Genomic DNA, 12233 nt, shown 5'->3' on the forward strand with positions numbered 1-12233 from the left:
AAAAGTATCATTAAAGGTAATAACTCGTTAATCAAACATTCTCTTAACATTTTCCTCTTTGCTAATCTTAATACAATCTGATTGAACCATTATTCGTACTAAATTCTCAAAGGAAGTTTTCGTCGGATTCCAACCTAACAGCGTTCTTGCTTTTGTCGGATCCCCTAATAATTGATCAACCTCAGCCGGTCGGAAGAATTTAGGATCAACATCAACAATAACCTCGCCAGTTGCTTTGTTAATTCCTTTTTCTTCAACTCCATTACCATTCCACTCAATTTCTATCCCCACATGTTTAAATGCAAGTTCGACAAATTCACGTACAGTATGCATTTCACCAGTAGCAATGACAAAGTCTTCGGGCTTGTCGTGCTGCAGAATCAGCCACATACATTCTACATAATCCTTCGCATATCCCCAGTCACGCAATGAATCTAAATTACCAAGTGATAATTTTTTTTGTTTCTCTTGAGCAATACGAGCTGCCGCAAGTGTAATTTTCCGAGTAACAAAAGTTTCACCACGGCGTTCTGATTCATGGTTAAAGAGAATTCCGTTAACTGCAAACATATTATAAGATTCGCGATAGTTCTTTGTGATCCAGAAACCATAGATTTTAGCCACTCCATATGGAGATCGCGGGTAAAAAGGTGTTGTTTCTTTCTGAGGGATTTCTTGAACTTTCCCAAACAGTTCAGAAGTAGAAGCCTGGTAAACACGGGTTTTTTCCATTAATCCTACTATACGCACGGCTTCAAGTATATTTAAAGTACCCTTCGCATCAACATCTAGCGTGTATCCTGGCATATCAAAAGAAACACGAACGTGTGATTGTGCAGCAAGATTGTAAATTTCATCCGGTCGAATCTCGCCGATTAAGCGAGTCACATTAAGTGCATCCGTTACATCTCCATAATGAAGATGAAAGTTTTTATGGTTATAAAGGGAAGCAGCCTCTTCTTCTGTAAGGAGGTCTTCCAGGCGCTCCTGGTTATATGAGGAACTGCGTCGGATCATGCCGTGCACCTCATATCCCTTCTCTAGTAAAAACTCCGCTAAATAAGATCCGTCCTGACCCGTAACACCGGTTATTAATGCTTTTTTCATAATACCCTCCATACCCAGTACATTATAGATTTATAGTTTTACAGTTTCATTTTCTAAAAACCATTGATAAGCTTTTACTAATCCGTCTTCTAGGGAAGTCTGTGCTTTCCATCCAAGTGAATTTATCTTAGTTACATCCACAAGTTTTCTTGGCGTTCCATCAGGTTTGGTTGTATCAAATTTAATTTCACCTTGGAAACCAACAACTTCTTTTATTTTCTCAGCAACTTCTTTAATGGCTAGATCTTCTCCAACACCAATATTTACAATTTCATTTCCTTCATAATGATTCATTAAGAAAATGCAGCCGTCTGCTAAATCATCAGAATATAGAAATTCGCGTTTTGGTGTTCCCGTTCCCCATACTTCCACATAATCGGCATTACTTTCCTTTGCTTCATGAAACTTGCGGATTAAAGCCGGCAGTACATGTGAAGTGTGAAGGTCGAAATTATCATTCTCACCATAAAGATTGGTCGGCATTGCAGAAATATATTTTGTTCCGTATTGACGGTTGTAAGATTCACACATTTTAATCCCTGCGATTTTCGCCAGTGCATATGGTTCATTCGTTGGCTCTAATTGGCCAGTCAATAGATACTCTTCTTTTAATGGCTGTGGAGCCATTTTTGGATAGATACAGGTACTTCCTAGGAAAAGGAGTTTTTTAACATCATTTCTGTAGGCAGCATCAATCACATTGGTCTGGATTAACAAGTTGTCGCGGATAAAGTCTGCCGGAAATTCATTGTTAGCCACAATACCCCCAACCTTAGCTGCAGCTAAAAAGACATATTCAGGCCTCTCATTTGCAAAGAAGGTATCTACTTGATTTTTATCCCTTAAATCTAACTCGCTTGAAGTCCTATAAATCAAATTGTTGTACCCATCTTTTTGTAATGCCCGTAAAATCGCTGATCCAACAAGACCTCTATGTCCAGCCACATATATTTTAGAATCTCTATTCATTCGTATTATTCCTTTCTTTAAAAGGCTTTCTGTGAGCCAAATAATACAAGCACTGTTTTGAGTATAATCTTTACATCGAACAATAAGGTTCTTTTCTTTATATAAGTAAGATCCAATTCTACCATTTCGTCAAATCCTACATTATTGCGTTCAGTTACCTGCCATAATCCAGTACATCCAGGAGTAACCAGGAGACGCTGTTTGTCATATTCGGTATATTGCTCTACTTCTCTTGGTAAAGGCGGGCGCGGACCGACCAGGCTCATATTCCCTTTTATCACATTGATAAGCTGCGGCAGTTCATCTATACTTGTCTTCCGAATAAATCTGCCAATTTTAGTGATACGAGGATCATCCTTCATTTTAAACATCGCGCCGCTGACCTCATTATATTTGAGCAGCTCACTCAGCTTTTCTTCAGCATTTGAGACCATAGAGCGAAACTTGAACATTTTAAATTCTCTGCCGTTTAAGCCCACTCTTTTTTGACAGAAGAATACACTACCCCTCGGGTCTTCCAGCTTAATCAATAGTGCAATAATGATGAACAATAAACTTAATAGAATGATTCCACATGCAGCAAAGGATAGATCCATCGCTCGTTTGGTTATTAAATAACTTTTTCGGTCATTGACGTTAATGATGCCTTTATTCCTCTGTTCTACTAAAACAGCTTCCTGATTTGCATAATTCGCCACTTACACCCCTGCCTTTTCCTAAACTTCACTATCCACTTTATTAGCAGTAAGGATTTCCTTTAGATATTCAAGAATTTCCTCTTGAAGATCCTGATGCCGAAGTGCAAATTCAATCGTGGTTTTAACAAAACCAATTTTTTCACCTACATCATACCTTTTTCCTTCAAAATCGTAAGCGAACACTCGTTGAATCTGGTTTAGCCTTTGGATCGCATCCGTTAATTGAATTTCCCCGCCCGCGCCTTTTTCCTGCTGCTCTAAAAACATAAAAATTTCCGGTGTTAAGATATAGCGGCCCATAATTGCCAAATTAGAAGGAGCGGTTCCAGGCTTTGGCTTTTCCACAAAGTTATTAACCTGATATCTCCTTCCATCCTGGAAAGCCGGATCGATGATTCCATAGCGCTGTGTCTCTTCATTAGGAACGGTTTGGACTCCTATAACTGAGGATAGGGTGTCTTCATATTGATTAATGAGTTGCTTAAGACAGGGGGTTTCACTTTGAACAATGTCATCCCCCAATAAAACGGCAAATGGCTCGTCTCCTATGAAGCTTCTAGCGCACCAGACCGCATGTCCCAGTCCCTTTGGCTCTTTTTGTCTTATATAGTGAATGTCTGCAAGATTTGTAGAATAACGGACCTTTTCCAAAATATCCATTTTATCTTTTTCGATTAAATTTTGTTCGAGTTCATGTGCAAAATCAAAATGATCTTCTATCGCACGCTTCCCTTTTCCTGTGACAATGATAATATCTTCAATCCCTGAGGCAACCGCTTCTTCCACGATGTACTGTATAGTTGGCTTATCAACTATAGGAAGCATTTCCTTCGGCATTGCTTTGGTTGCTGGCAAGAAGCGCGTTCCAAGTCCGGCTGCTGGTATGATGGCTTTTCTAACTTTTTTCAATTCACTTATGCTCCCTTTTCCCTTGAATTTTTCTTTCAAAATCAGCTATAAATAAATATCTAATAAAAAGGCAGGCCCTGACATGCCCTTTCATTAGATATTTATTGAAAGCATTTTCATTTAGTATGTAGCGGGCATTTAACCCAGCCTCACATCACATTATCGACGACCCGCGTCTAAGGCCAGCAGTTCCCTGCGTCCCACAACATGACCGAGTGCCTCCATTGATAAAGGTAAGGAGGCATCACCTATCATTTATTAAAAAATCCCCAGAATTTTCTTCCTTTTCACTGGCTGGGGTGCTTCCCTATAGACCACTTTCCCATCTGTCAGTAATTGCGCATTTTCTTTGAACAAATAAACCAGGTCATTCCCAAACTCCTTTTTTACCACATCGAATGCATCTGTCATCTTAAAGCTTCGGCCCCTTAAATTGTGGGCATCTGAAGCAATAAAATGGGTTAAATTTGCTTCTATTAAATCTAAAGAAAACTTCTTAATTTTTTTGCCGAACATACCTGCAATACTTGCGGCTGTTACCTGGCTGAGCGCACCCTTTTCTACAAATTTCAGTAAGAGTTCCGGCCGCTCAATCAGCTCCTGATTACGTTCAGGATGAACGATAATCGGTGCTATACCCTGCAGCTGTATGTCGAAAAGGAGCTTTTCCGTATACCTGGGAACATGGCCGGAAGGAAGTTCCACCAATAAATAGATGCCTTCATCGTTTAGGGTAAGAATGTTACCAGCTTCATAGTCTTCTACTAAATTTCCATATATTCTGACTTCTTGTCCCGGGAGAATCTCAAGAGGGATATTATGTTCATATAAGGTTTGTTTAAGCTGATCGACTTTTTTCAGGATGGTTTCTTTCGTATTTTCATAGGCACCATTCATATGATGGGGGGTTGCAAATAGTGTTTGAATACCCTCTTCAACCGCTGCTTTTGCTAATTCGATACTATCGGAAACAATCTGTGCCCCATCGTCAATTCCAGGCAAAATATGGCTGTGCAAGTCAATCATACTACAAATCCTCCATTTTATACCAAAATAATTCAAAAAAATAATATACTCTCTAAAGAAAGTACTTATTTTTTCCTTTTTCACTTTTATTTACCATAATAATAGTAAGAAGCTGTTTTACTTTCTTCTTTATTATTAAGAACGACTCCGACAATTTTCGCCTTTGCAGCAGTTAGCAGCTCTTTCGCTTTAACAGCGGCGTCTTTCTCTGTTCTTCCGCTAGACACTACTAAAATTACACCATCACACATATTCGACATAACCTGAGCATCCGTCACTACCAGTACTGGAGGAGTATCAAAGATGATGATATCGTACTGTTCCTTGGCAATCCTAAGCAGCTCCATCATGCTTCTCGAGCTCAGCAATTCAGCTGGATTAGGGGGGAGCGGTCCGCTTGGCAGGATATCCAGGTTTTCAATTTGAGACGTTTTTACAGCTTCCTGAAACGAAATTTGTTTAGAAAGGACACTTGTTAACCCAAATGTGTTTGTAAAGGAAAATGTATAGTGGACCGTTGGTTTCCGCAGATCACCATCGACCAATAGCACCTTTTTTCCTTGCTGGGCAAACACCACAGCCATATTTGCGGTAGTTGTTGATTTCCCCTCTCCAGGTCCAGCGGAAGTAACAATCAATGTCTGGAGCTCTTCATCAATTGATGAAAATTGAATATTCGTTCTAATCGTCCTATATTGCTCGGAAATCGGCGACTTTGGGTCATGCTGTGTAACCAGCTTCCGCTGCGTCTCCATCTTTTTTTGTTTATTATTACGAATTCCCAAAATGATTTCCTCCTAAGCTGACTTCCCTGGTTTTCTTCCCCGGGACTTTTCAATGTCTCCGATATTCGTGATGGCTCCTAATACAGGAAGCTCTAATAACTTCTCTATGTCCTGCTCATTTTTAATGGTGTTATCCAAATATTCGAATAGAAATGCAAGGCTAATCCCTGCCATTAAACCGATGACTAAGGCAATCGCGATATTTAACATGGGTTTTGGTTTAATGGGTGATACATGATCTCCCAGAACAGCCGGTGTTAAGATGCTTACATTATCCACATTCATAATTTTGGAAACATCGCGTTTAAACACTTCCACTGTTTTATTCGCAATCTCGGCGGCTTTTTTTGGATCATTATCCTCCACTGATACATTCACAACTTGTGAATTTTGTTCGTTGCCCACCGTTATTTTTCCATTTAATTCACTAACTGATGATTTCAGATTTAATTCATCTTTTACTTTCTCAAGGATCGCCGGGCTTTTAATAATCACATTGTATGTATTGATGAGCTGAAGGTTGGTTTGCACTTCATTATAATTATTATAAAGATTATCCGTTTTTTTCTGATTCACCAGCAGCTGAGCGGTAGATTGATAGACTGGCGTCAATACGAAATAACTGACTAAGGCACTTGCCAGCACCGCTGTTAAAGTAATTAAAATAATTAAGTTCAATCTTTTTCTTAATACACTGAACAAATCTTTTAAGCTGATCGTTTCTTCCATTACTTCCCCCGCCTATTGAATTTAACTAGAATATTATACCATAATACGCTGTAGAATTTTCTGTAAAAATGTAATATTTTTTCTTTTATTGTAATTTTATTTCTTCTTTTCCAGTGCTATAGTATATATTATTACAAGAAAGTTACAATTGGTAGACTTATATCTAAATTGGAATTAATTACTTGTTTTGCATAAAAGGAGATTGGGTATGAAGGCAGTTCTTACTATTTTGGTATTTGGAGTAACGGTTACAGCTATTATATTGGGGCAGACCTATTGGAATGAGGAAATTACAACTGTCAGTTCAAAGAAGGAAATTGTCCAAGAAGCTTCAAAAGCAGCACCTGTTTCTTCAGGTGAGGAATCTGATCCTATCGGGGACAAAATTAAAGATATTCCCACTAAACCACTGCAGGAAGTTTTTAATAGAGTCGAAGGAAAAAAGGAGAAAATAAAAATTACATTTATCGGATCCGATGCTCTTGGCAGCGCAGACTCAGGCTGGCCCCTTTTAGTTGAGAAAAAATTACAAGATGAATTCAAAGACAAGGTCACGTTTTCAACACTCCACTATAATCTCACTTCCAATGAGTACGTGCAGCAAGAAAAATTCAATGATCTGATTAGTGAAAAAGCTGATATTATTTATTTTGAACCTTTTACTCTAAACGACAACGGATCTGTTACGATTGAAGATTCCCTGAAAAATGTCCAAACGACCATGGACAAGGTCCATGAAGATAATCCATCTGCTGTCTTCATCCTTCAGCCCCCTCATCCTATCTACCAAGCGAGGAATTACCCGCTTCAGGTAGAGGCACTGAAAGACTATGCGGCAAAAAATAACATCCTATTCTTAGACCATTGGAAAAATTGGCCGGACTATAACAATGAAGAGATCAATAACTACGAAAATGAAGCTCAGTCTCAGCCAAACGATAAAGGAAATCGTATTTGGGCAGATGCGGTGATTGAGCAATTTGTTCGATAATGGATTAAAGGAGCGGGTTTATCCGGTCCTTTTTTATGTTTATAGATTCTGTCGACGCTCAAGCCTTTGAAGTAAGACGGCCCATCTTTATACGAACGTATCTATTTATATTTTCCATAAAGATTGATTCCAGCCTGGCAGGGTATTTAATCACTAGAAATATGGAAGGAGGGTTTCTGAATGTCATATCATAAAATCGAAGTCAGAGGATATAGTCTTGAGGTAAAGTTTACGAATGGCGTTGTGCATATTAAAAATGGCTCACAGCTGCAGTCCCTGCTGGCTGGTGATTCCCATGGTTCCTACAAGGCAGCCGAAACGATTAAGGATATGTATGTCCGTCAGACGAAAAAACCTCTCAATATTTCCACGATGTCACTAGCTATTGAAATTTTAGGTCATGTCTATCCTGGTAAGATTATCGAATTCATTAACCAAATCCCTCTTCCGAACGGGATTAAACGTTTCTTGGATACCATGTTAGATAGGGCTAATATTATTGATTGTGGCGAGAGGGAAAAGGATAGCAACCGATGGGTTTGGGATTCGCTGGCGCATGTAATTCCTGCAAGGTAAAGAAAAAAGGGCCACGGCATCTTCTACGGTCCTCAACTTGTGGAGAAATTTAAATAGACACTTTCAAAATGATTCTCTTTTAATTCTTACTGGTAGAAAGGTTTTTAAACTAGATCAGTTGCCCATAGCCTTGATGTTATATTTCTTTGGACGAATCATAAAAAAAAGGATAGAAGAAATGCTATTTTCTCCTATCCCATACTATATATTATTTAGTAATAACATTTGTTATATACTTTCCGGATACAAAAGCCTTCCCATTGCTAAACTGAATTTCATACCAGTCACCATTCTTTCTATTAATGGTGACGATCGTATTTTTCTTTAATGACCCAATGGCCTTTCCAGAAGTTGATGGTGTCTGGCGGACAATTAAACTCGTTGCACTTACCTTTCCAGTCATTTTTTTGACCGGATTGGAAAGGGTATAGGAAATATTGGTCGTCCTTTTGTTGTTACTGCCATCGACCGCTGTAAGAATCAATGTGTAGTTTCCAGTGGCCGCATTTGAAGCGGCCCAGGAGACCCATCTGGTTCCTGCCAATGTTTGAGCATCTTTTATAGGCGTAGCAATTACTTTAGAATTCCCATCCTTAACCTGGAGGGTCATCTTCGCTGTTTCGTTTATATCATAACGCATATACACCTTTTGGCTTTTTGAATCAAATGATGTTTTTATATTTTTCAAGACTGGTGCGGATGTGTCTTTCGGTATCGGTTTTTTGAGTGTATACATGATCATTGCGTTAGTCTTGTTGCTGCTGCCATCGACCGCTGTAAGAGTCAATGTGTAGTTTCCATTGGCCGCATTTGAAGCGGCCCAGGAGACCCATCTGGTACCTGCCAGTGTTTGAGCATCTTTTATAGGCGTAGCAATTATTTTAGAATTTCCATCCTTAACCTGGAGGGTCATCTTCGCTGTTTCGTTTATATCGTAACGCAAATACACCTTTTGGGTTTTTGAATCAAATGACGTGAGTATATTTTTCAAGACTGGTGCAGATGTGTCTTTCGGTACGGGCTTTTTGAGTGTATACATGATCGTTGCCGTACTCTTGTTGTTACTGCCATCAACCGCTGTAAGAGTCAATGTGTAGTTTCCATTCGCCGCATTTGAAGCGACCCAGGAGACCCATCGGGTTCCTGCCGATGTTTGAACTTCTTTTAAAGGCGCAGCAATTATTTTAGAATTTCCATCCTTAACCTGGAGGGTTATCTTCGCTGTTTCATTTACATCGTAACGCATATACACCTTTTGAGTTTTGGAATCATAAGAAGTCTCTATATTATTAATAACAGGAGCTGTTTCATCTTTGACTGGTACAGGCAGTGGCGGAGCAGGCTGCACCGGCGCCGGGATGACAGGAGCAGGTGTAGGATTTACCGGCACAGGATTTACAGGATCTGCTTGATAAGCACTGATAATATTCGTATTTTCATAGTAAAATGCAAGGATTTCCTTGTAATTTTTCTTCCCGGTTATAGGATCACCTGCATTCCTCGCACCATACTGACTTAAACCCACTCCATGGCCATAGCCTGCGCCTGTAACCAGTATTCTGTCACCAGTTGTACTGACTGATTGAACCAAATAGCTTTTCATCAAGCTGAGACCAAAAATGGCCCGGATCGACGAAGCATTCATACTATCCTTTACGAGGCGGTGGCTGACCGCTTTTCCTTGTTCTAATGTGAAGTAATCAATGGTTATACTGCCTGTGGTTACCCTGCCTCCGGATTTTACGCCACCGAAGGATAACTGGGGAACTCCTATAATCTTAATATTAGTTCCATATCCATTAGCCGTAAGCCACGATTTCATATTTTTCACTTCAGCTGTCTGTTCTGTTTCGCCTACTGTATTCCACCAAGTATCGGCTTTTGTTAAATCTAACTTAGAAGTATCAATTTGAACTTTTTTGATTCCAAAGCTCCATTTGGTTTTAGGATCATACGGATCCTGCTTAATCGTTAGGTATGGCCTTGCCGTTCCTCCCCAAACGTTGGAGTTTGTTTCCGTAACCCCTCCATTGCTTGAGGTAAAGAATGCATCTGAACCGATCGGCTTGCCATTATAGGCAATAACCTGCCCTTTGGTATCGTCGACTGCTTTTGATGATTTTTCATACCAGGAATAGCCGCCGTAAACCTGATAGGTAGTGGTATCATCTATGGTTTTTCCGTAACCCATGGCGTATGTTCTCGCTGCTACAGCTTGAGATTTTAAAGCTTCATCATTCCAGGAAGCTGGCATTTCAGCCGGAACTACTCCTTTTAAGTAATCTTCTAGACCAATAGAATTAATGGGACGTACATAATTCCCTTCTTTGGTAAAGGAGAAATCCCCCAGATAAAGCCTGCCGTTAATGGACAATGGACCTTTCTCTGTTATGGGCTTTACATCAATCTGTATACCTCTTCCAATTTCCTTAGAATTTTCAAGGATCCGTATACCTTCACTTGTGACCTCTAAAGAATAATTGACTTTAGGTAATAGGGTAACCCCTTTAATATTTGTAGAATAAGCAATATCAGGAACGACTGTAATCTGAGACTTGTTTCCGAGATAATTTTTCAATTTCACCTGAACGCGCGGCTCCTCACTCGAAGCATTAACAGAAAAAGCAGGAACCAGCGACATAACAATGATAAAAACAAATCCCAACAACATAAACTTACGCAAAACTTTCACCCTTTAACCCCTTTTCTTTGAAATTTTTACATTTTCCTTTAACTTAGACAATATTATACATATATTACAATATTAAACTACCAGCCATTTCCCTTTCAATGGTCAATTTCTCCTCTATTTATTAGATGATTAAGCTTTTTATACATTTATCTGGTTTTAGTTGGGTATTAGTTTTAGTATCAGTTGACAAACTTCCTCTTTTTTATGCAATAAATGACTTTTCCGTGATACAATGTGGTTTGGGAAAATTATGTCACCATGTATTTTGTATTCAGCAGGAAACTAAATCCATATGTTTTTATATCGGCTTCTGGGTTTTATTTTGAAGGAGGAAGATCTATGAAATTAATAACGATATTAATTCCAGCATATAACGAAGAAGAAGTTTTATATAAACTTTACCATCGTCTTTCAAAAGTCATAAATAACATTACTAATTATGAATTTGAATTACTCTTTGTTAACGATGGAAGCAAAGACCAGACTATAAATATTATAAAAGAACTAAGAGAAACGGATATCAGGGTGTCCTATATTGATTTATCCAGAAATTATGGAAAAGAGACTGCGATGCTGGCAGGCTTCGATTACACGAGAGGCGATGCACTTATCATAATTGATGCTGATTTACAGGATCCTCCAGAATTAATACCGGAGATGATTGAATTGTGGGAGCAAGGTTATGATGACGTATTTGCGAAACGCAAATCAAGATCAGGTGAATCCTGGCTGAAAAAGTGGACTTCCAAATCCTTTTATCGGGTTCTCCAGAAGGTTTCTCGAATTAAAATTGAAGAAGATACGGGTGACTTTCGTCTATTGGATAAAAGATGTGTACGAGCTTTACAACAGCTGCGGGAGACACAAAGATATACCAAAGGAATGTTCAGCTGGATTGGATTTAATAAAAAAGAGATTCTGTTTGATAGAGATCCCCGTGCGGCAGGGACCACTAAATGGAACTATGCAAAATTAATGGATCTGGCAATCGAGGGAATCACATCATTTACAACATTTCCGTTAAGGATATCTTCTTTTATCGGCGTGATCGTTTCATTTCTGGCGTTTATATACATGTTTGTGATTATATTCAAGACATTGTTTTTTGGGGAAAAGATTATCGGTTATCCCTCTACGATGTCTGTTATTTTATTTTTAGGAGGTATCCAATTACTTTCATTAGGTGTTATAGGCGAGTATTTAGGCAGGGTATTTAATGAAACTAAAAATAGACCTCTCTACTTTATAAATGAATATAACGGTCAACGGGAGCCTTACTTAAAAGGATTAGAAAATTTACGAGAATATAATAATGAAAGAGAAAAGGAATTCAATGAAAATAAGTAAAGAATTAGTACGGTATCTTATAATAGGGGTCTTAACGACCCTTATAAATATAGCCAGCTTTTATATCCTGACAGAATGGCTAATGTTTAACTATAAGGTATCAACGGTGGTTTCATGGTTTTTGTCTGTCTTTTTTGCGTATGTTACCAATAAGTATTATGTCTTTTCTTCTAAAACTACTTCCAAAAGCGGCCTAGTTAAAGAAATAGGTAATTTTTTCCTATTTCGCATACTTTCCCTCTTACTAGACTTTTTAACTATGCTGGTTTTGGTAGAGCTATTATCTATCAATGATCTTATTTCAAAAGTAATCGCAAATATTTTAGTCGTACTATTCAATTATGCTGCCAGCCGCCTGGTCATATTTAAAACAAATGAAGGAAAATAATTAAGTTTAGCAGGTG

Annotated in this window: 12 protein-coding genes; 4 read left to right on the top strand and 8 right to left on the bottom strand. The window is 38.6% G+C overall.

The window, feature by feature from the left end:
- Positions 1-27: 27 nt before the first annotated feature.
- The 7 genes from gmd to H539_RS0106130 all read right to left on the bottom strand — a co-directional run bounded on the left by gmd (position 28) and on the right by H539_RS0106130 (position 6223).
- Positions 28-1107 (bottom strand): GDP-mannose 4,6-dehydratase, encoded by a 1080-nt coding sequence (gene gmd, locus H539_RS0106100; protein ID WP_026692803.1) that lies wholly within the window; start codon positions 1105-1107, stop codon positions 28-30.
- A gap of 30 nt (positions 1108-1137) precedes the next feature.
- Positions 1138-2076, bottom strand: a complete 939-nt coding sequence (gene fcl, locus H539_RS0106105) for a GDP-L-fucose synthase (RefSeq protein ID WP_026692804.1) — start codon at positions 2074-2076, stop codon at positions 1138-1140.
- 17 nt (positions 2077-2093) lie between these two features.
- Positions 2094-2720 carry a sugar transferase gene (locus H539_RS0106110; RefSeq protein WP_051348467.1) on the bottom strand — a complete coding sequence of 209 codons (627 nt, stop codon included), beginning with the start codon at positions 2718-2720 and terminating at the stop codon, positions 2094-2096.
- 72 nt (positions 2721-2792) lie between these two features.
- The gene (gene galU, locus H539_RS0106115; RefSeq protein ID WP_026692806.1) at positions 2793-3683 is read right to left on the bottom strand and encodes a UTP--glucose-1-phosphate uridylyltransferase GalU; all 891 of its coding nucleotides are present in this window, start codon (positions 3681-3683) and stop codon (positions 2793-2795) included.
- 258 nt (positions 3684-3941) lie between these two features.
- Entirely contained in the window at positions 3942-4709 is a 768-nt protein-coding gene (locus H539_RS0106120; RefSeq protein ID WP_026692807.1) for a tyrosine-protein phosphatase, read from the bottom strand.
- An 86-nt stretch (positions 4710-4795) separates the two neighbouring features.
- The gene (locus H539_RS0106125) at positions 4796-5488 is read right to left on the bottom strand and encodes a CpsD/CapB family tyrosine-protein kinase (RefSeq protein ID WP_425414696.1); all 693 of its coding nucleotides are present in this window, start codon (positions 5486-5488) and stop codon (positions 4796-4798) included.
- A gap of 18 nt (positions 5489-5506) precedes the next feature.
- Positions 5507-6223 (bottom strand): YveK family protein, encoded by a 717-nt coding sequence (locus tag H539_RS0106130; protein ID WP_026692809.1) that lies wholly within the window; start codon positions 6221-6223, stop codon positions 5507-5509.
- Positions 6224-6431: 208 nt separating this feature from the next.
- Here H539_RS0106130 and H539_RS0106135 point away from each other — a divergent pair, with 208 nt between their 5' ends.
- Together H539_RS0106135 and H539_RS27880 are read left to right on the top strand one after the other, a co-directional pair.
- Entirely contained in the window at positions 6432-7214 is a 783-nt protein-coding gene (locus tag H539_RS0106135; protein WP_026692810.1) for an SGNH/GDSL hydrolase family protein, read from the top strand.
- Positions 7215-7394: 180 nt separating this feature from the next.
- Positions 7395-7790, top strand: a complete 396-nt coding sequence (locus H539_RS27880) for a hypothetical protein (protein WP_051348461.1) — start codon at positions 7395-7397, stop codon at positions 7788-7790.
- Between the two features lie 208 nt (positions 7791-7998).
- Here the strand turns inward: H539_RS27880 and H539_RS30010 are convergent, their stop codons facing one another.
- Positions 7999-10473, bottom strand: a complete 2475-nt coding sequence (locus H539_RS30010) for a SpoIID/LytB domain-containing protein (protein ID WP_155889952.1) — start codon at positions 10471-10473, stop codon at positions 7999-8001.
- Positions 10474-10821: 348 nt separating this feature from the next.
- Between H539_RS30010 and H539_RS0106150 the strand changes: the two genes are divergently transcribed.
- Both H539_RS0106150 and H539_RS0106155 read left to right on the top strand, forming a co-directional pair.
- A complete protein-coding gene (locus H539_RS0106150; protein WP_026692811.1) occupies positions 10822-11829 on the top strand; it encodes a glycosyltransferase family 2 protein in 1008 nt (335 codons plus the stop codon).
- Entirely contained in the window at positions 11816-12217 is a 402-nt protein-coding gene (locus H539_RS0106155) for a GtrA family protein (protein ID WP_026692812.1), read from the top strand. Before H539_RS0106150 ends, H539_RS0106155 begins: the two co-directional genes overlap by 14 nt.
- Positions 12218-12233: the final 16 nt, after the last annotated feature.

Source organism: Peribacillus kribbensis DSM 17871 (assembly GCF_000430765.1).
Classification (GTDB): Bacteria; Bacillota; Bacilli; order Bacillales; family DSM-1321; genus Paraperibacillus; species Paraperibacillus kribbensis.